The organism is Bradyrhizobium sp. URHA0013 (assembly GCF_000518345.1).
GTDB lineage: Bacteria > Pseudomonadota > Alphaproteobacteria > Rhizobiales > Xanthobacteraceae > Bradyrhizobium.
In genome coordinates this window covers 465,394-483,710 of sequence record NZ_JADK01000007.1, presented here as the reverse complement: position 1 = coordinate 483,710, position 18,317 = coordinate 465,394, and the positions used below count along the sequence as shown (strand labels likewise).

Here is an 18,317-nt window from a genome sequence, read left to right as displayed (position 1 = left end):
CAAGGTCAACGGATGCGCTGCCCGAACTGCAACAGTCTCGATACGCAGGTGAAGGACTCGCGTCCGACCGAGGACTCTTCCGTGATCCGCAGGCGACGCGTGTGCGTCGCCTGCAATTTCCGCTTCACCACCTTCGAGCGCGTGCAGCTGCGCGAGCTCACGGTGATCAAGCGTAACGGCCGCCGCGTGCCGTTCGACCGCGACAAGCTGATGCGCTCGGTGTCGATCAGCTTGCGCAAGCGGCAGGTCGAGCCGGAGCGGGTGGAGAAGATGGTCTCCACCATCGTGCGCGAGCTCGAGACCGGGGGCGAGGCTGAAATCTCCTCCGAAGTGATCGGCGAGACCGTGATGGAGCATCTGCGCACGCTCGACGATGTTGCCTATGTCCGCTTCGCCTCGGTCTACCGCAATTTCCGCGAGGCCAAGGATTTCGCCGACGTGCTCGGCGAGCTCTCCGGTGAGGAGGAAGCGCGGCTCGCCGCGATCCGCAAATGATCTTCCGCATCCTGGAGGATCAATTCGCGCAGAAGGCGCGCGAGTCCAGGGATGCCGACCGGCGCTTCATGGAGCTTGCGCTGGCGCTCGGCAGGCGCGGGCAGGGACGTACCTGGCCCAATCCCGCCGTCGGTGCCGTCATCGTCAAGGATGGCGTGATCGTCGGCCGCGGCTGGACCCAACCAGGCGGACGACCGCATGGCGAGCCTGAAGCGCTGCGGCGCGCAGGCGAGGCCGCGCGCGGCGCCACGCTCTACGTCACGCTGGAGCCGTGTTCGCATTTCGGCAAATCGCCACCGTGCGCCGACGCCGTGATTGCCGCCGGCATCAAGCGTGTGGTGGCCGCGATCGAGGATCCCAATCCGGAAGTCGCCGGTCAAGGTTATGCGCGCCTGCGCGCCGCCGGCATCATGGTGGATGTGGGTCTGTACGCGCGCGAAGCCGCCTTCGACCACGCCGGGCATTTCCGTCGCATCAGGGATCAGCGCCCGCATGTGATCCTGAAGCTGGCGGTCTCGCCCGACGGCAAGATCGGCGCGGCCGGGGGCAAGCCGGTCGCGATCACCGGCGAGGCGGCGCGCAACCGGGTGCATCTCCTGCGCGCGCAAAGCGACGCCATCCTGGTCGGCATCGGCACGGTGCTGGCGGACGATCCGCAGCTCGACTGCCGCCTGCCGGGCATGGCAGCGCGCTCACCGGTGCGCGTGGTGCTCGATCAGAGCCTGCGCATTCCCGGCGCGAGCAAGCTCGTGGGCTCCGCGCGCGAGATTCCGCTGTGGGTGATGGGTTCTGAGCTCGCGGAGGCCGCGGCCGCCACGCGGCTCGGTGCTGCCGGCGCGCAGGTGATCCGCGTGCCGCCCGGCAACGCCTCGGGACTCGATCTTGCGGCAGTGCTGCATGCATTGGCCGGGAAGGGCATCACGCGGCTGATGGTCGAGGGCGGCAGCCGCGTTGCGGCGTCCTTCATCGCCGCTGACCTCGTTGACGAAATATGGCTGTTCCGCGGCGCGGATGCGGTGGGCGCTGACGGGGTGGATGCGCTCGCTGCATTGCCCCTGTCGAAAATCACGCAGTCGCAGGCCTATAAGGTTCATGCTAGCGAGACCTTCGACAAGGATACTCTCACCATCTACGAGCGCGCGTAATGTTCACCGGCATTGTCACTGATATCGGCGAGATCGTCGGCTTCACGCCGACAGCGCGGGGCCAGTTGCACCGGCTGCGCATCGCCTGCCGCTACGACCAGACCACCATTGCGGACGGCGCCTCGATCGCCTGCAATGGCGTCTGCCTGACGGTGGTTGCTTCCGGCGTCGAAGGCGGCAAGGACTCTGCTCAGAGGACCTGGTTCGACGTCGATGCCGCGGCCGAGACGCTGGCGCTGACGACCGCCAAGCACTGGAGGGTCGGCACCAGGCTCAATCTCGAGCGTGCGCTCAAGATCGGCGACGAGCTTGGCGGGCATATCGTCGCCGGCCATGCCGATGGCATCGCAACCCTCGTCGGCCGCGAGGACCTGCCCGAGATGGCGCGGTTCGAGCTCTCCACGACGCGGGAGCTGGCGCGGTTCATCGCGACCAAGGGCTCGATCACGCTCGACGGCGTCTCGCTGACGGTTAATACGGTGAAGGACGTGAGCTTTTCGGTGCTGATCATCCCGCACACCCTGACGGTCACGACGATCGGCGGCTGGAAGGCGGGGGATGAGGTCAATATCGAGGTCGATCTGATGGCCCGCTACGCGGCGCGGCTGACGGAAATGAAGTGACGGCGTCTTTGAACTTGGCTTACCCGCTGGTGGCGACTACATAGCGCGAACCCCTGTGGAACGGATTTGACGATGGCAGACGCGCGGCGCGCACCCCTGAAGGACCAGACCGACATCTCCGGCGCACGCGCGCTGATTGTCGAGGCACGGTTCTATGACGATCTCCAGGACGCGATGCTCGAAGGCGCGGTGGCCGAGCTGAAGGCGGCCGGTCTGACCCACGACGTCATCACGGTTCCCGGCGCACTGGAGATTCCTGCGGCGATCGCCATCGCGGTTGATGCCGCGGCCGCCAATGGCGAGCCCTACGACGCCGCGATCGCGCTCGGCTGCGTGATCCGTGGCGACACCATCCATTTCGAGATCGTTTCGCAGGAATCCTCCCGCGCGCTGATGGACTTGGCGGTGGCGCGCAAGCTGCCGCTCGGCAACGGCATCCTCACCGTCAACACCGAAGCGCAGGCCTGGGCGCGGGCGCGTGCCAGCGAGTTGAACAAGGGCGGCGATGCCGCGCGGGCCGCAATTGCGATGCTGCGCATAAAGCGCCGGCTGGCGCGGGCTTGATCATGGCCGACAACAGCAAGAAGCCGCCGGCTGGCACGGAGAAGAAAGCGAACCGGCGCGGTGCGGCGCGGCTCGCAGCCGTGCAGGCGCTGTACCAGATGGATATCGGTGGTGCCGGCATCAACGACATTTTTGCGGAGTTCGAGAGCCACTGGCTCGGCAACGAGGTCGAGGGCGATACATATCTCCCGGCGGAAGCGGCGTTCTTCCGCGACGTCGTTTCCGGCGTCGTGCGCGACCAGAAGAAGCTCGATCCGCTGATCGACGAGGCGCTGTCGAAGGGCTGGCCGTTGAAGCGCATCGAAGCGATCCTGCGCGCGGTGCTGCGGGCAGGGGCCTACGAATTGGAACATCGCAAGGACGTGCCGGGCCGCGTCGTCGTGTCCGAATATGTCGACGTCGCCAATGCCTTCGTCGACCGCGAGGAGACCGGCATGGTCAACGCTGTGCTCGACCAGATCGGCCGCCAGTTTCGCGGTGACGAGTTCGGGCGGGGGTAGATATCCGCGAGGGCGGTGAAGTGATGCGATACGGCTGCCCCATATTCCGCTGTCATCACCCGCGAAGGCGGGTGATCCAGTACGCCGCGGCCTATCGATGTCCCACGATCGTCTCTGGAATACTGGATCGCCCGGTCAAGCCGGGCGATGACAGCGATGTGTGTGGCTAACGCTAATGACCAGCCCGCACGATCCCTCCGCCGAAGACTCCCTCATCGCGCGCTATTTCAAGCCGCTGGCGACTGATCCCGGCGCGTTGGGGTTGGTGGACGATGCCGCCATCCTGCAGGCGCTCGGCAGCGACATCGTCGTCACCACCGACGCGGTGGTGGAGGGTGTGCATTATCTTGCCAGCGATCCGCCCGATACCATCGCGCGCAAGGCGCTGCGGGTGAACCTGTCCGATCTCGCTGCCAAGGGCGCCGTGCCGGCCGGCTTCGTGCTGACACTGGCGCTGCGCAGCAGGGAAGACGCCTGGCTCAGGCCGTTTGCGGACGCGCTCGGCGAGGATGCGAAAACCTTCGCCTGTCCACTGCTCGGCGGCGATACGGTGTCGACGCCGGGGCCGCAGATGATCTCGATCACCGCCTTTGGCCGCGTGCCGCAGGGCCGGATGGTCGGCCGCAGCGGCGCCAAGCCGGGCGACCGTATCCTGGTGACGGGGACGATCGGCGACGCCGCGCTTGGCCTCGATGTGCTCAAGGGCGGCGCGGTGGCGAATGCGCTGGCCTCCGATCCGCACGCGCGCGAGACGCTGATCTCGCGCTATCGCGTGCCGCAGCCGCGCAATGCTCTCGCGCACGGCGTGCGTGACCATGCAACGGCCGCGATGGATGTCTCCGACGGGCTTGCAGGAGACCTGACCAAGCTCTGTGCGGCGTCAGGCGTCTCGGCCACGATCGAGGTGACCAGCGTGCCGCTCTCGGCCGCTGCCGCCGGCCTGATCGCGGGCAACGTCGTTTCCGTTGAGACGCTGCTGGCCGGGGGGGACGATTACGAGGTGCTGTGCACCGTTCCGCCGGCGCAAGGCGACGCACTGATTGCCTTGGGGCGGGCGGCCGGCCTTGCCGTCACGGCCATCGGCACGATCGTCGCGGGCCATGAGCGGCCGCGCTTCCTGGACGGGCAGGGCCAGCAGCTGGTCTTGAAGCGACTGTCCTACAGCCACTTCTAGGAATTGCGCCAAACCGGCGTCCGGGCTGCCAAGACCGGCTAAATACCTGCCGAGATCGGCTTTTCGGGCTTATCTGGCGTTGCACCCTCAATTTGATTTTGGCAAGGTCGTGACCGACTAGGGCCGCGCCTTCGGGCAAGGGGCGGCCTTTTTCAAATCAAGGCGCCGCACCGCACGACGGAAAAACAAAAGGCGCCGGGGGTACGTTCATCAAGGATCTGAGGCAAAAAATCACATGACAGCATTATGGTTGATTGTGCTCTGCGGAGTGCTTTCCGTCGTCTACGCGATCTGGGCGACGTCTTCGGTTTTGAGTGCGGATGCGGGGTCTCCGCGCATGCAGGAAATCGCGGCTGCGGTGGCCGAGGGCGCGCAGGCCTATCTCAAGCGACAGTACATGACGATCGGCATGGTCGGCGTCGTGATTTTCGCCCTGCTGGCCTACTTCCTCGGCATGCTGGTTGCGATCGGCTTCCTGATCGGTGCGGTGTTGTCGGGCGCGGCGGGCTTCATCGGTATGAACGTCTCGGTTCGCGCCAATGTGCGCACCGCGCAGGCGGCGACGACATCGCTTGCCGGCGGCCTCGAGCTCGCCTTCAAGGCGGGCGCCATCACCGGCATGCTAGTCGCGGGTCTCGCACTGCTCGGCGTTACCATTTATTTCGCCTATCTCACGCACGGCATGGGGCTGAAGGCCAACGACCGTGTCGTCGTCGACGCGCTGGTGGCGCTCGGCTTCGGCGCCTCGCTGATCTCGATCTTCGCCCGTCTCGGCGGCGGCATCTTCACCAAGGGTGCTGATGTCGGCGGCGATCTCGTCGGAAAGGTCGAGGCGGGCATTCCTGAGGACGATCCGCGCAACCCGGCGACCATCGCCGACAACGTCGGTGACAATGTCGGTGACTGCGCCGGCATGGCGGCCGACCTGTTTGAGACCTATGCGGTGACTGCGGTCGCCACCATGGTGCTCGCCGCGATCTTCTTCGCGACCTCGCCGCTGCTGGTGAACATGATGACCCTGCCGCTCGCCATTGGCGGCGTCTGCATCATCACCTCGATCATCGGCACCTTCTTCGTCAAGCTCGGCGCCAGCCAGTCGATCATGGGTGCGCTCTACAAGGGCCTGATCGCGACCGGCGTGCTGTCGATCGTGGGTGTTGCCGGCGTCATCTACTGGCTGATCGGTTTCGGCCCGCTGGAAGGCGTGAAGTATACCGGCATGGCGCTGTTCGAGTGCGGCGTCGTCGGCCTCGTCGTTACCGGGCTGATCATCGTGATCACCGAATACTATACCGGCACCGATTATCGCCCGGTCAAGTCGATCGCGGCGTCGTCGGTTACCGGTCACGGCACCAACGTGATCCAGGGCCTGGCGATCTCGATGGAATCCACCGCTGGTCCGGCGCTGGTGATCATCGCCGGCATTCTCGTCACTTACAGCCTTGCCGGCTTGTTCGGCATTGCGATTGCGACCGCCACCATGCTGGCGCTGGCTGGCATGGTCGTGGCGCTCGACGCTTTCGGCCCGGTCACCGACAATGCCGGCGGCATAGCCGAAATGGCCGGTCTTCCGAAGGAAGTCCGCAAGTCCACCGACGCGCTCGACGCGGTCGGCAACACCACCAAGGCGGTCACCAAGGGCTATGCGATCGGCTCCGCCGGTCTCGGCGCGCTGGTGCTGTTCGCGGCTTACAATGAAGACCTCAAATTCTTCATCGCCAACGCCGCGAAGTATCCGTACTTCCAGGGCGTACTGCCCGACTTCTCGCTCAACAATCCTTACGTCGTCGTCGGCCTCTTGTTCGGCGGCCTGCTGCCGTATCTGTTCGGCGCGATGGGCATGACCGCCGTGGGCCGTGCGGCCAGCGCGATCGTCGAGGAAGTGCGGCGCCAGTTCCGCGAGAAGCCCGGCATCATGCAGGGCACGGACAAGCCGGACTACGGCAGGGCCGTCGACCTGCTGACCAAGGCGGCGATCAAAGAAATGATCATTCCGTCGCTGCTGCCGGTGCTGTCGCCGATCTTCGTCTATTTCGTGATCTACGCGATCGCAGGTGGCGGTGCCGTCGGCAAGTCGGCCGCGTTCTCCGCCGTCGGCGCCATGCTGCTCGGCGTGATTGTGACGGGCCTGTTCGTCGCAATCTCCATGACCTCGGGCGGCGGTGCCTGGGACAACGCCAAGAAGTACATCGAGGACGGCCATTACGGCGGCAAGGGCAGTGATGCCCACAAGGCGGCCGTGACCGGTGACACCGTCGGCGATCCCTACAAGGACACGGCAGGTCCCGCGGTGAACCCGATGATCAAGATCACGAACATCGTGGCGCTGCTGCTGCTGGCGATCCTCGCGCACTGAACCAGAGGCAGCTTTCCTGCGACAAACCCGCGGTGCAAACCGCGGGTTTTTGTTATCCGCTTTGCGGGAGCGTCGCCATGAAGTTCGAGACGACCAGATGTATCCGGTGCGGCTGCGACATGTTGGCGGCCGACAGTGTTTGTCCAACTTGCGGCAAGACGCAAAGGGGCTCCCGGCAATCCGGGCCTCGCACAATGTTGGCAGTCGCGCTGGCGGCGGCCGTCCTCTTAGCCTTCAACTGGTTCAAATCCCCAGTGCCACAAGCGGGGCCTACTGCACGTCCATCTGCAGTCCTTCCTTCTGGATGATGCCGGCGAACTTCTTCGTCTCGGCGTCCACGAAGGCGGCAAACTGGTCGGGCGTGCCGTAGTCGGCGCGGGCGCCCATGGCCACGATGTTCTTCTTGATGTCGTCGCGCTCGAGCATCGCCTTCACTTGAAGGTTGAGCGCTTCGACAACGGCGGGCTGCACACCCTTCGGCAGGAACACCGAGAACCACGACGAGACGTCGAAGGCCGCAAGCTCCGGCGCGCTCTCGCGCATGGTCGGCAGGTTCGGCGCAAGGTCGCTACGCTCGGTCGTGGTGACGCAGAGGCCGGTCAGGGTGCCGTTCTGCACCTGCGGCAGGCTCGGATAGAGATTGTCGAACAGGATCTGGATGTCGCCGGCGAGCGCCGCCTGGAGCGCGGGACCGGCGCCGCGGAACGGGATATGGGTCATCTTCAGGCCGGTGAGCTGCAGGAACCAGGCGCCTGTGAGGTGAGGGCTCTGGCCGACGCCGGAGGAGGCGTAGCTGAGCTTGTCCGGATTGGCCTTGAGATAGGCGACCAGCTCGGCGATCGACTTGATGCCGGTCTTGGGATGAGCCGAGACGATGTTCGGGATCCGGATCATGTTGGAGACCGGCTGGAGCTGGTCCGGCTTGTAGGTGAGGTTCTTGAAGATGCTGTAGGCGATCGCGTTCGGACCGGGATTGCCGATCAGGATGGTGTGGCCGTCCGGCTTGGCGCGGACCACCTCGGCCGTGCCGATCGTGCCGCCGCCGCCGGAACGGTTTTCCACCACGGCCGATTGGCCCCAGGCCGTCTGCAGATGCGCGGCAAGGAGCCGACCCATCACGTCGGTCGAGCCGCCGGCGGCAGCCGGCACGACGAGGCGGACGTTTTCGGTGGGCTTCCAGTCCGCCAGGCTCGATCGCGGCAGGATCGCTGCGGCCGAGAGGGCGGCAGCACCGGTGAGCACGCGACGGCGGGACAGCAATTGTTTGGGCACGAATCCACTCCCTGCAGCTTGTTTTGCAGGGAGCGTATGGAACAGGACGCGCAACGGCAAGCCGCACGAAGCCGCAGGCTGAAGGCTCAGTTAAAGCTGAGCAGCTTGAAGATCGGCGTGAGGTAGCTCATCTCCTGGCCCGACGTCGGCGTGGTGCGGCTGATGAAGTCGAAGATCTTGCCGTCCTGCAGGCCGTAATTCGCAAGCCGGCGCACGCGCCGGTTCTTGTCGAAATAGACCGCGATGACGCGCTGATCGACCACCTTCTGATTCATGAAGGCGACCATGCGCTCCGAGCGCTGCGAGATGTAATAGAACACCTCGCCGTCGAGGGTTGCGACGGTGGAGGGGGTGCCCATCACGATCAGCACCTGGTCCTGGCTCGCGCCAATCGGGATCTGCTCCAGCGCGTTGGGCGGCAGGATGTAACCCTTCTGGAACTGCTCGCCGGTGCAGCCCGCAAGCGCAGCCCCAACCAGGGCCGCGGCCGCGAACAAGCGCAAGCCGCGCCAACGTGCTTGAAGGCCGCGCCGCTTGTCTGCACGCAGGCTGGTCTGGTTCGTTATCGTCATAGCGGAACTGATTCCGTCCCCTTGCGTCGCGCGAGGCGCTGAAGTACCGGGCGGAGGCTCTGAATGCAACACGCGCGCGCCCGCTTGCGGAAACCACAATGCTTTGGCCGTTCAATCACTTCAGGAAACCCCGCCTAGCCTCGCCGGGCACCATTGAAGCCATCTATGGCATGATCGTGACGCAGGCGCGAGAACCCATATTTTACCGAGACTTGGGCGTGCCGGATAGCGTTAACGGGCGTTTCGATCTGTTGCTGCTGCACCTCTGGCTGCTGCTGCGCCGTCTGCGCACGGTTCAGGGCGCCACCGAGCTGTCGCAGGCGCTGTTCGACCGCTTCTGCGAGGATATGGACGACAATCTGCGCGAGATGGGGATAGGCGACCAGACCGTGCCGAAGCGGATGCGGGCCTTCGGCGAGGCGTTTTACGGCCGGGTCCAGGCCTACGATCAGGCCATGGAAAGCGGCGGCGAGGCGCTGGCGTCGGCGATCTGCAAGAATATCTTGAATGGGGCCGGCATGGACCAGGCGCAGCGGCTCGCGGCCTATGCCAGGGCTGCCGAGGCCGACCTCCGCCGGACCGGCGAGGCCTCATTGTTGGCCCCGTCTTTCAAGTTTCCCCCAGCGCTCCCTGAGGATGTCACGCCATGAGCCGACCGATACCAGCATTTGGGCCCGATCCCTGGCAGGTGCCCGTCATCGTTGCACAGATCCCGGACACCGGCCTGCATCGCAAGCTCGAGGCCTCGGCCGCCGAGCGGCAGGCCATGGCTGAGACGGCAGGCTTGCGCGAGGTTGTTTCGGTCCGGGCTGATTTCGATGTCGTGCCGAAAAGCGGCAACCAGATCCAGGTCACGGGGCACGTCCGCGCCCGGATCGGCCAGACCTGCGTGGTCACGCTTGACCCGATGGAGAGCGAGATCGACGAGGAGGTGGACCTGATATTTGCCCCCGAGGCCGAAGTCCGCCGCCTGGCCGAGCTGATGGAGGAGGTGCACGACGATCAGGAGCAGGTCGCCGACCCCCCGGAGGCGATCGTCAATGGCATCATCGACCTCGGCCGACTCGCCACCGACGCCCTATTCCTGGCGGTGGATCCCTATCCGCGGAAGCCGGGGGTGGTGTTTGAGCCCGAGGTCACCGCCCCCGATCCGGAGGATCATCCCTTTGCGGTCCTGAAGGCGCTCCAGGACAAGAAGAAAGACCAATAGGCGCCGTCTTTCCCAGAGGACCGCTTTGCTACGGGGCGCGAGGTGTTTGCGATCGTGGTTTGAAAGGTCGAATTATCTGTTTGATTTTGATGTGTTTCTTGTGAATTCGACCGTCTGCGGCCGGATCGTCCCGAATGCAAAAGGCTGGGGGCAAGAGGTTGTTTCGGGATAACAAAACGCTATTGTCGCGCCCCGGTCCGGGTGCGGCGTGGCGCTTGACCGACCGCCATGTTCGTGGCGAACCCATTTGCGGCCCCGCTCGTTCAAGACCGCACCAGACCAGGTTTCCAGGACTTTTATGCCAAGCAAGGTTCGCATCGCGCTTGACGCCATGGGGGGCGACGCCGGCGCCGCGGTGGTCATCCCAGGCGCCGCCATCTCGCTTGCCCGGCATCGCGAGATCGAATTCCTGCTGATCGGGGACCGCTCCAAGATCGAGCCCGAGCTCGACCGCCACCCCGCGCTGAAGGCCGCCTCGAAGATCATCCATACCGATGTCGCGGTCAGCGGCGAGGAAAAGCCGAGCCAGGCGCTGCGGCGCGGCCGCAGGACCTCCTCCATGTGGCTTGCCATCGATGCTGTGAAAAAGGGCGAGGCGGATGTCGCGGTCTCCGCCGGGAATACCGGCGCGCTGATGGCGATGTCGCGCTTCCACCTGCGCACGCTGCCGGGCGTCGATCGTCCGGCCATCGCCGGCATGTGGCCGACCAGGCGCGGCGATTCCGTGGTCCTCGACCTCGGCGCCAGCATCGGCGGCGATACCCACCATCTGGTGTCGCTCGCCATCATGGGCGCGGCGATGGCCAGCGTGTTGTTCAACAAGAAGCGTCCCACGGTCGGCCTGCTCAATATCGGGGTCGAGGAGATCAAGGGGCACGAGGAGATTCGCGAGGCCGGCGAAATCCTGCGCGCCAGGAACCTCCCCGAACTCGACTATCTCGGCTTCGTCGAGGGCGACGGCATCGGCAAGGGAGTGGCGGACGTCATCGTCACCGAAGGCTACAGCGGCAACATCGCGCTGAAGGCCGCGGAGGGAACCGCACGGCAGATGGCGGAATTGCTCCGGGACGAGATGAAACGGGGCTGGCTGTCAAAGCTCGGCTATCTCTTTGCGCGCAACGCCTTCCAGGCCCTGCGGAACAAGATGGACCCGAACAAATCCAACGGCGGCGTGTTGCTGGGGTTGAACGGGATCGTGGTCAAGAGCCATGGCGGAATCGCTGCCGAAGGCTTTGCCTATGCGATTGATGTTGGCTATGAGATGGTCAAATTCGATCTCCTCAACAAGATCAATCAGATGCTCAACCGCGAAGGTGGTGCACTCAATTCCGTGCAAGCCGCGCAGGAGGCTGTTTCGTGACTCAAATTCGTTCGGTCGTGCTGGGCTGCGGCTCTTATTTGCCGGAGCAGGTGGTGACCAACGCCCAATTGGCGGCGCGCATTGACACGTCCGACGAGTGGATCGTGCAGCGCACCGGCATTCGCGAGCGGCACATCGCGGCCGAGGGCGAGTTCACCTCGCATCTGGCGCTCAAGGCGGCGCAGGCTGCGCTCGCCGATGCCGGCGTGGACGCGCAGTCGATCGACCTAATCGTGCTCGCGACCTCGACCCCTGACAACACTTTCCCCGCCAGCGCGGTCGCCGTGCAGCATGGGCTCGGCATCAACCATGGCGCGGCCTTCGACCTTCAGGCGGTGTGCTCGGGCTTCGTGTTCGGGCTCGCCACCGCCGATAATTTCCTGCGCACGGGCGCCTTCAAGCGCGCGCTGGTGATCGGCGCGGAAACCTTCTCGCGCATCCTCGACTGGACCGATCGCGGCACCTGCGTGCTGTTCGGCGACGGCGCCGGCGCGGTGGTGCTGGAGGCGCAGGAGCAGCCGGGCAATGCCGCGACCGACCGGGGGATCGTGACCACGCATTTGCGCTCCGACGGCCGCCACAAGGCGAAGCTGTTCGTCGACGGCGGCCCGTCCTCGACCCAGACTGTCGGCCATCTGCGCATGGAGGGCCGCGAGGTCTTCAAGCACGCGGTCGGTATGATTACCGACGTGATCGTCGACGCCTTCAAGGCGACCGGGCTCAATGCCGACAGCATCGACTGGTTCGTGCCGCACCAAGCCAACAAGCGAATCATCGACGCGTCCGCGCACAAGCTCCACATCGCGCCGGAGAAGGTGGTGCTGACGGTGGACCTTCACGGCAACACCTCGGCAGCCTCGATCCCGCTGGCGCTGTCGGTGGCGCGCAAGGACGGCCGCATCAAGCGCGGCGACCTGGTTCTGCTCGAAGCCATGGGCGGCGGCTTCACCTGGGGCTCCGCGCTGGTGCGCTGGTAAGCCACAGTCGATAAAATTTTGCCCGAATCAGATCGGATTATCGATGCGCCTGCATTGATGAGCGCTGTTGACCGCCGTATCGTAAGCTCATAATTTCAGACAACAATTGTTCGCCGTGATGTGGGGCAGGGCGATGACCGATCAAAGTAAAACCGTAACGCGTGTCGATCTGTGCGAAGCCGTCTACCAGAAGGTGGGGCTGTCGCGCACGGAATCGTCTGCCTTCGTGGAACTCGTGCTGAAGGAGATCACCGATTGCCTTGAGAAAGGCGAGACGGTGAAGCTGTCCTCGTTCGGCTCCTTCATGGTCCGCAAGAAGGGTCAGCGCATCGGTCGCAACCCGAAGACCGGCACCGAGGTGCCGATCTCGCCGCGCCGGGTCATGGTGTTCAAGCCGTCCGCAATCCTGAAGCAGCGGATCAACGCCCAGCACCGCACCAATGGCGACGCCAGCAAGGCGCAACCCGAGGCGTAATCCGCCTTCCGGATAAGGATTTGGCATTTGGACAAGGCGCCGGATGCGTTCCGAACCATCAGCGAAGTAGCGCAGGAACTCGACATTCCGCAGCACGTGCTGCGGTTCTGGGAGACGCGTTTCTCCCAGATCAAGCCGATGAAGCGCAGCGGCGGCCGCCGCTATTACCGCCCCGACGACGTCGACCTGCTCAAGGGTATCCGCCGTCTCCTCTACGGCGAGGGCTACACCATCCGCGGCGTGCAGCGGATCCTCAAGGAGCACGGCGTCAAATCGGTGCAGGGCCTCGCCGACAGCGCGGCCGCGGTCTCGTTCGGGGCTATCGAGGACGCCGTCGGCGCCAGCCTGATGGAGCCCGAGGAGGAGACCGGCGTCCGCGGCGCCCGCGATAGTGACGACGACGATTACCAGGGCGAGGAGGAGGAGGGCATCGACTTCCGCTTCTCCGAGACCGACGACGAGGAAATCCTCACCACCTTCCGCAAGGGCGGCACCCCCGCCGCGCCCGCAGGCCCCAGCGCCATCGACCGGGAGCGCCTCGGACGGGTGCTCGCCGAACTCATCGCCTGCCGCGAAATGCTGGATCAGGCGCTCAAGGACGCCTGACGCCGGATCTCCTCGGCTTTGGGGGCAGTTCCGGTGGCTTTCGGCAGAGGCACCAAAATCCAAAATGGTGTGACCTCGCCTTGCGCAAACCGGCGATCCTAGCTAATGGAACGACGTTCGGAGCGTGGCGCAGCCCGGTTAGCGCACTAGTCTGGGAGACTAGGGGTCGGAGGTTCAAATCCTCTCGCTCCGACCATTTTGTTGGTAGACTCGGCTGAGTCCACGCGCGAAAGCATCGCGATACGCGCTTTGCCTGTCCGCGATGAGTCTCACGGTGCGCGCGCGGCGACAATGGGAGCACAGAAGTGCCCGACGAGCCGATGACCCTCAAGTTCCGCTGTCCGCCGGGTCTTGAAGACAAATTGCCGCCACCGGTCCCTGCGAGTTTAGGCCTGCCTGCCTGGCTGAAGGCGATGCCGACGCAGGCCTTCAACGCGATCAATCAGCGCGAGGAGGATACGGTCAAGCGGTGTCCTCCGGTCGTCGATGCCATGACGAGCGGCTTCCTGATCCCATTGATGTGCGATGTCAGGTTTGAGAACGGGGAAATTTCCTGGGACAATGACCTGCCAGCCGGTGGTGAGCTCGATTTCCCGCGCTCTCCCGTGGGATTTCACGACTCGAGTCAGGTCACGGGATCGCCGTTGTTCGAGCCGGACCGGCTTCTCATCAAGTTTCGTAACCCATGGCTGATCGAAGCGCCGGAAGGCTATTCGGTTCTGTTCATGCATCCGATCAATCGGTTCGATCTGCCCTTCACGACGCTCACCGGCCTCGTCGATTGCGATCGATATCGTGACAGTTGGATCCATTTCCCGGTGCACTGGCACGACGTGAATTTCAACGGCGTGCTGCAGAAAGGGACGCCGATCGCGCAATGCATGGCGGTGAAGCGGGAAACCTGGGTCGCCCAGACCGCACCACTGACTGCAGAGGAGATGCGACGGGTGTTCGAGGTGACGAAGTCGGTCGCGCAGGAGCCTGGCGCCTATCGACGGCAGTTCCGTGCGTGAGCCGTATTACGGCACCTCGCCTTGCAGAAACTTCTTGAGCGAGCTCGGGCGGAAGAAGAAGCGGCCGTGCGATGAATGGGCAAGCGTGTAGGCGGCTTGTGCCAGCATTCGAGGGCGGCCTTGTAAGGCCGAACGAAGGCTCGCCTCGCCCGCTTCGCGCTCACCCAACTCGAACAGGCAAGCCGCGAGGTTGGCCCGTGCCATGGCATCGTCAGGGCGCAGCGCCAGCGCGAGCCGGTACATCTCTGCGGCTGCGGCATAATCGCCGTCCTGGCGCAGCACGCGTGCAAGTAGGGTCGAGATATCAGGACGCCCAGGCGCGGCCTCGTGAGCCTTGACGAGAATCGCGCGCGCCTCACCGCGCGTATTGCGCTCGAGACACAGGCGCGCAAGATCCAGTTGCAAGTCGATGCTTTCCGGCGCGAGCGCGAGAGCGTTGCCGATCACCGCGATAGACTCATCGAGGCGCCGATCCTTGGCAAGCTGGCCGGCGAGTTCCTGGAACGCCGGCAGGAAAGGCGGGCGACGCGCCGCGGTCCGGCGCAATTGTTCGACGGCTTCCGTGCGACGTCCGGCTTCGCCCAAGGCCGCGCCAAGCAGAGTTTCAATGCCCGGATCGCTCGTGCGGCGCGCCGCCTTGTCCAAGGGCAGGATGGCCTCCGCTGCGCGGTTCTGAGCGAGCAAGGCGCGGCCGAGAACCCATGTCGCGACGATATCGTTCCGGCTCGTCTTCAAGACTTCGGCTGCAAGCCGCTCAGCCTCGGCGAAATTCTGCATCCGCAGCGCGAGCGTGGCGCGCTCGCGCAATTCGGCCTGTTGAGGTCCGCGGCTGGGGGGAAGAACAGGGCGCTTCGACACCGGGCTCGCAATCGACGATAATCGAGGCGCCAAGTATGGCCTCGGCCCCAACGTCGGGCAACCGCTATTCGCGTTCGCGCGCTGACGCCGGATGGGCGGCGTGCGCGTGCGATCATCTTGCGAGCAGTGGCTTAAGGGAAGATGTGATTGTCACAAAGCGCGCCGCCGCAATGGGGTCTGGCGCTGCCGATGCCCGCACGGAAAGACCAGTCGGCCTCCGGGGCGTTTCCTCGTTTTTAGTCTTGGTCCGTCGTCTTGGTATCAGTAGTTTTGCGGGACCTTAGGCGTGGCCCTTGATCTCGTAGTGACCCGGCACGCATTTGTAGCGATCGAGCCGCCAGTTGGCGTGGTAGATCGGATGCTCGCCCATCCATTTCGCCAGGGGGGCCTGTGCGCCGATCGCACACTGCATCATCGACATCTCGGGCGTCATGTTGCTGTCGGTCACGATTTCCTCGATGCAACTGCCTGAGCTGGCTGCACTCAGCCGGCAGAGCACGGCAACGACGGTCACGAACATTCCAGTCACCTCATCGGTAGTTTCTGACCACGAAGAGGATGCAAGCGGAGTGCCAGAGCCTGTGACGCAAACAACACGCTGGCCTGGCCGACTCGACCCAGCGTCCGGACTCCATTTAGCGATTCGGATTGTAAAAAAATTGCCCTTAAACCGAAGCCGGGCAAATACGGGGAACCGGCAGGGCCGAGTCGCAGGGATGATCGATTGTGGGGGCAGCGCCGCGCCGGTGGCGCTTCACAGGCCGCGCGCAGCCGGTAGGCTCGGAGGGACCGTGGCCACCCGCCAAAAGAGCGGGGCCGCCACAAGGGATATGGAAACGCGAGGGCAGACCATGAAGGCACGACCGACCGGCGTGATTCCGCCGATGACGACGCCGTTCCGGAAGGATGGCGAGATCGACTACACTCTTGTGGCGCCCCAGGTCGACTGGATGATCGGCGCCGGCGCGCACGGCGTCGCAGCCGGCGGCTCGACCGGCGAGGGGCACACGCTCGATCATGAGGAATATCGCGACCTGATGGAGGCGACGGTCGCGGCGGTGAATGGGCGCATTCCCGTGATCGCCGGCATCATCGTCGATTCCACGCGCGATGCGATCCGCCGCGGCAAGCTGGTGCGTGACATGAATGTCGCCGCGCTCCAGGTCACGCCGGTGCATTACCTGTTCAAGCCGGACGACGACGCGATGGTGGCGCATTTCCGCGCCATGGCTGATGAGACCGGCATGCCCATCATCATCTACAACGTGGTGCCGTGGTCGTATCTGTCGCCGGCGCTGCTGACGCGGATCATGACCGAGGTGCCGCTGGTGGTCGGCGTCAAGCAGAGCGCGGGCGACCTGAAGCTGTTCGCGGACCTCATGATGATGGCACCGGACAAGCTGATCTACAGCGCGGTCGATGCGCTGATGTATCCATCCTACACATTGGGGGCGCATGGTTCGATCGCCGCGATCCTGACCGCGGCGCCGCATGCCTCCGTCGCGCTGTGGGATGCGGTGAAGGCGGGTGACCATCCGCGCGCGCTCGACCTGCACAAGAAGCTGCTGACGCTGTGGAACGCTGTGATCGCCGACAATCTGCCGGCCTGCACGCGCTATGCGCAGACGCTGCAGGGCCTGCCCAGGACTCATCCGCGCGCGCCGATGCCGGAGGCATCGCCCGTGCAGCAGGCGGCGATCCGCAAGGCGCTGGACGGGCTCGGCGCGTTGAACGGGCGGCGCGTCGAGGCGGCCGAATAGTCCGCGCGCCGAAATTCCTGATGAACATGGCAGCGCCGATCCGCTTTTACCTGCGGATGCGGCGCTGCTACATTTCGTGCGCGCTCCGATGCGCCGTGTAGCCACGAAGAAACATACCGACAAGGGGAGGGGCCGAAAGTCCCATGAAGGATTTTGCAGGAAAGATCGCCGTCATCACCGGCGGCGGCACGGGAATGGGACGCGAGCTCGCGCGGCAGCTCGTCGCCGAGGGCTGCAATGTCGCGATGTGCGACGTCTCGGAAGCCGCGATGGCCGAGACCAAGCGGCTGTGCGAGGTCGAGAAGCTGCCGCAGGGCCTGCGCGTCACGACCCATGTCGCCGACGTCTCGATCGAGGATCATCTCAAGCGATTCCGCGACGAGCTTGCCGAGCAGCAGAAGACCGACCGGATCCATCTTCTGTTCAACAACGCCGGCATCGGTGGCGGCGGCAGCCTGTTCACCAACACCCGCGAGCAGTGGGAGCGCACCTTCAACATCTGCTGGGGCGGGGTCTATCTCGGCGTCCGCACCTTCCTGCCGATGCTGGTCGCAGCGGACGAGGCCCACATCGTCAACACCGCGAGCGTCAACGGCTTCTGGGCCTCTATCGGCATGAACCAGTCGCACACCGCCTACAGCTCGGCGAAGTTCGCCGTGAAGGGGTTTACCGAAGCGCTGATCAACGACCTCCGCCTGCACGCGCCGCATGTCAAATGCTCGGTGGTGATGCCCGGCCATATCGGCACATCGATCGTCTCCAATTCGCGCAAGGTGCAGAGCGCCGACGGTTCGGAGCGGCTCAATGCAGACGAGGTCGCGCTGACCCGCAAGCGCATGGTCGCGGCCGGTGTGCCGGATGCCGACAAGATGTCGGATGAGGACATCCAGGCGGTGTTCACCGAGCGCGCCCGCAGCTTCCTCGAGGATGCGCCGACGACGGCGGCGCAGGCCGCCAGGATCATCCTCGACGGAGTCAAGGCGGAGCAATGGCGCATTCTCGTGGGCGAGGATGCAAGGCGCCTTGACGAGCGCGTGCGCGCCACACCGGAGCAGGCCTACGACCGCGCCTTCTACGAAAGTTTTACGCAGGAGGTCGGTTGGCGGCTCGGCTGAAGCGGGCGCCGAGCGCGCGCGGATATAGGTATGATGCTCATCATGGCAAGAGGCGCGCAGGCAATTTCGCGTGCCACCTCTTGCCAGCCTTCTTGCAGGTGTTCGGTCACTCATGACGAACAGGAATGTCACGCATGCGACACGTCCTTGCGTTCAAGCGATGGTGATCTCCAACGGCTCTCATTCGGCGCACGGCAGCTTGGTCAGGGAACCAAAATAGTTTAGTCAGTCATGTGTAAGGC

Annotated in this window: 20 protein-coding genes and 1 tRNA gene; 17 read left to right on the top strand and 4 right to left on the bottom strand. The window is 64.7% G+C overall.

The window, feature by feature from the left end:
• The first annotated feature begins 12 nt into the window (after positions 1–12).
• From nrdR to N551_RS0112470, 7 genes are all read left to right on the top strand, one after another.
• Positions 13–495, top strand: a complete 483-nt coding sequence (gene nrdR / locus N551_RS0112500) for a transcriptional regulator NrdR (RefSeq protein ID WP_007603426.1) — start codon at positions 13–15, stop codon at positions 493–495.
• On the top strand, positions 492–1,640 hold the full coding sequence (ribD, locus tag N551_RS0112495) for a bifunctional diaminohydroxyphosphoribosylaminopyrimidine deaminase/5-amino-6-(5-phosphoribosylamino)uracil reductase RibD (protein WP_027567263.1): 1,149 nt from the start codon (positions 492–494) through the stop codon (positions 1,638–1,640). The genes nrdR and ribD overlap by 4 nt, the downstream gene beginning before the upstream one ends.
• Positions 1,640–2,263, top strand: a complete 624-nt coding sequence (locus tag N551_RS0112490; protein ID WP_027567262.1) for a riboflavin synthase — start codon at positions 1,640–1,642, stop codon at positions 2,261–2,263. The genes ribD and N551_RS0112490 overlap by 1 nt, the downstream gene beginning before the upstream one ends.
• A gap of 72 nt (positions 2,264–2,335) precedes the next feature.
• A complete protein-coding gene (gene ribH / locus N551_RS0112485) occupies positions 2,336–2,827 on the top strand; it encodes a 6,7-dimethyl-8-ribityllumazine synthase (protein WP_027567261.1) in 492 nt (163 codons plus the stop codon).
• Between the two features lie 2 nt (positions 2,828–2,829).
• Positions 2,830–3,327, top strand: a complete 498-nt coding sequence (gene nusB / locus N551_RS0112480) for a transcription antitermination factor NusB (RefSeq protein WP_027567260.1) — start codon at positions 2,830–2,832, stop codon at positions 3,325–3,327.
• A 175-nt stretch (positions 3,328–3,502) separates the two neighbouring features.
• On the top strand, positions 3,503–4,501 hold the full coding sequence (thiL, locus tag N551_RS0112475) for a thiamine-phosphate kinase (protein WP_027567259.1): 999 nt from the start codon (positions 3,503–3,505) through the stop codon (positions 4,499–4,501).
• 235 nt (positions 4,502–4,736) lie between these two features.
• On the top strand, positions 4,737–6,857 hold the full coding sequence (locus N551_RS0112470; RefSeq protein WP_027567258.1) for a sodium-translocating pyrophosphatase: 2,121 nt from the start codon (positions 4,737–4,739) through the stop codon (positions 6,855–6,857).
• Positions 6,858–7,127: 270 nt separating this feature from the next.
• Here the strand turns inward: N551_RS0112470 and N551_RS0112465 are convergent, their stop codons facing one another.
• Complete coding sequence (locus N551_RS0112465) at positions 7,128–8,129, bottom strand: tripartite tricarboxylate transporter substrate binding protein (protein ID WP_027567257.1); 1,002 nt, start codon at positions 8,127–8,129, stop codon at positions 7,128–7,130.
• An 86-nt stretch (positions 8,130–8,215) separates the two neighbouring features.
• On the bottom strand, positions 8,216–8,701 hold the full coding sequence (locus N551_RS0112460) for an outer membrane protein assembly factor BamE (protein ID WP_027567256.1): 486 nt from the start codon (positions 8,699–8,701) through the stop codon (positions 8,216–8,218).
• A gap of 98 nt (positions 8,702–8,799) precedes the next feature.
• On the opposite strand from N551_RS0112460, the gene N551_RS0112455 reads away from it, so the two are divergent.
• From N551_RS0112455 to N551_RS0112420, 8 genes are all read left to right on the top strand, one after another.
• The gene (locus N551_RS0112455) at positions 8,800–9,351 is read left to right on the top strand and encodes a ubiquinol-cytochrome C chaperone family protein (protein WP_027567255.1); all 552 of its coding nucleotides are present in this window, start codon (positions 8,800–8,802) and stop codon (positions 9,349–9,351) included.
• Positions 9,348–9,911 (top strand): DUF177 domain-containing protein, encoded by a 564-nt coding sequence (locus N551_RS0112450; RefSeq protein ID WP_027567254.1) that lies wholly within the window; start codon positions 9,348–9,350, stop codon positions 9,909–9,911. Before N551_RS0112455 ends, N551_RS0112450 begins: the two co-directional genes overlap by 4 nt.
• 298 nt (positions 9,912–10,209) lie before the next feature.
• Complete coding sequence (gene plsX / locus N551_RS0112445; RefSeq protein ID WP_027567253.1) at positions 10,210–11,271, top strand: phosphate acyltransferase PlsX; 1,062 nt, start codon at positions 10,210–10,212, stop codon at positions 11,269–11,271.
• Positions 11,268–12,248: a beta-ketoacyl-ACP synthase III gene (locus N551_RS0112440; protein WP_026233249.1), complete on the top strand. Its 981-nt coding sequence runs from the start codon at positions 11,268–11,270 to the stop codon at positions 12,246–12,248. The genes plsX and N551_RS0112440 overlap by 4 nt, the downstream gene beginning before the upstream one ends.
• Before the next feature lie 133 nt (positions 12,249–12,381).
• Positions 12,382–12,723 (top strand): integration host factor subunit alpha, encoded by a 342-nt coding sequence (locus tag N551_RS0112435; RefSeq protein ID WP_018456841.1) that lies wholly within the window; start codon positions 12,382–12,384, stop codon positions 12,721–12,723.
• A 27-nt stretch (positions 12,724–12,750) separates the two neighbouring features.
• Positions 12,751–13,329 (top strand): MerR family transcriptional regulator, encoded by a 579-nt coding sequence (locus tag N551_RS0112430; RefSeq protein ID WP_007611070.1) that lies wholly within the window; start codon positions 12,751–12,753, stop codon positions 13,327–13,329.
• Between the two features lie 118 nt (positions 13,330–13,447).
• Positions 13,448–13,525: transfer RNA gene (locus N551_RS0112425), tRNA-Pro, on the top strand.
• Between the two features lie 124 nt (positions 13,526–13,649).
• Positions 13,650–14,342: a hypothetical protein gene (locus N551_RS0112420; RefSeq protein ID WP_027567252.1), complete on the top strand. Its 693-nt coding sequence runs from the start codon at positions 13,650–13,652 to the stop codon at positions 14,340–14,342.
• Positions 14,343–14,348: 6 nt separating this feature from the next.
• Here N551_RS0112420 and N551_RS0112415 read toward each other — a convergent pair whose 3' ends face one another.
• Together N551_RS0112415 and N551_RS0112410 are read right to left on the bottom strand one after the other, a co-directional pair.
• Positions 14,349–15,149 carry a tetratricopeptide repeat protein gene (locus N551_RS0112415; protein ID WP_027567251.1) on the bottom strand — a complete coding sequence of 267 codons (801 nt, stop codon included), beginning with the start codon at positions 15,147–15,149 and terminating at the stop codon, positions 14,349–14,351.
• 331 nt (positions 15,150–15,480) lie between these two features.
• The gene (locus N551_RS0112410) at positions 15,481–15,720 is read right to left on the bottom strand and encodes a hypothetical protein (RefSeq protein WP_007611067.1); all 240 of its coding nucleotides are present in this window, start codon (positions 15,718–15,720) and stop codon (positions 15,481–15,483) included.
• A gap of 331 nt (positions 15,721–16,051) precedes the next feature.
• On the opposite strand from N551_RS0112410, the gene N551_RS0112405 reads away from it, so the two are divergent.
• Complete coding sequence (locus N551_RS0112405; RefSeq protein WP_027567250.1) at positions 16,052–16,960, top strand: dihydrodipicolinate synthase family protein; 909 nt, start codon at positions 16,052–16,054, stop codon at positions 16,958–16,960.
• A 143-nt stretch (positions 16,961–17,103) separates the two neighbouring features.
• Positions 17,104–18,075, top strand: coding sequence for an SDR family oxidoreductase (locus N551_RS0112400; RefSeq protein ID WP_027567249.1), 972 nt, complete (start codon positions 17,104–17,106; stop codon positions 18,073–18,075).
• Positions 18,076–18,317 lie beyond the last annotated feature (242 nt).

Coding starts and splice junctions, on each gene's coding strand:
- nrdR (WP_007603426.1), top strand. CDS start 13: ATGCGCTGCCCGAACTGCAACAGTCTCGATACGCAGGTGAAGGACTCG.
- ribD (WP_027567263.1), top strand. CDS start 492: ATGATCTTCCGCATCCTGGAGGATCAATTCGCGCAGAAGGCGCGCGAG.
- N551_RS0112490 (WP_027567262.1), top strand. CDS start 1,640: ATGTTCACCGGCATTGTCACTGATATCGGCGAGATCGTCGGCTTCACG.
- ribH (WP_027567261.1), top strand. CDS start 2,336: ATGGCAGACGCGCGGCGCGCACCCCTGAAGGACCAGACCGACATCTCC.
- nusB (WP_027567260.1), top strand. CDS start 2,830: ATGGCCGACAACAGCAAGAAGCCGCCGGCTGGCACGGAGAAGAAAGCG.
- thiL (WP_027567259.1), top strand. CDS start 3,503: ATGACCAGCCCGCACGATCCCTCCGCCGAAGACTCCCTCATCGCGCGC.
- N551_RS0112470 (WP_027567258.1), top strand. CDS start 4,737: ATGACAGCATTATGGTTGATTGTGCTCTGCGGAGTGCTTTCCGTCGTC.
- N551_RS0112460 (WP_027567256.1), bottom strand. CDS start 8,701: ATGACGATAACGAACCAGACCAGCCTGCGTGCAGACAAGCGGCGCGGC.
- N551_RS0112455 (WP_027567255.1), top strand. CDS start 8,800: ATGCTTTGGCCGTTCAATCACTTCAGGAAACCCCGCCTAGCCTCGCCG.
- N551_RS0112450 (WP_027567254.1), top strand. CDS start 9,348: ATGAGCCGACCGATACCAGCATTTGGGCCCGATCCCTGGCAGGTGCCC.
- plsX (WP_027567253.1), top strand. CDS start 10,210: ATGCCAAGCAAGGTTCGCATCGCGCTTGACGCCATGGGGGGCGACGCC.
- N551_RS0112435 (WP_018456841.1), top strand. CDS start 12,382: ATGACCGATCAAAGTAAAACCGTAACGCGTGTCGATCTGTGCGAAGCC.
- N551_RS0112420 (WP_027567252.1), top strand. CDS start 13,650: ATGACCCTCAAGTTCCGCTGTCCGCCGGGTCTTGAAGACAAATTGCCG.
- N551_RS0112410 (WP_007611067.1), bottom strand. CDS start 15,720: ATGTTCGTGACCGTCGTTGCCGTGCTCTGCCGGCTGAGTGCAGCCAGC.
- N551_RS0112405 (WP_027567250.1), top strand. CDS start 16,052: ATGAAGGCACGACCGACCGGCGTGATTCCGCCGATGACGACGCCGTTC.
- N551_RS0112400 (WP_027567249.1), top strand. CDS start 17,104: ATGAAGGATTTTGCAGGAAAGATCGCCGTCATCACCGGCGGCGGCACG.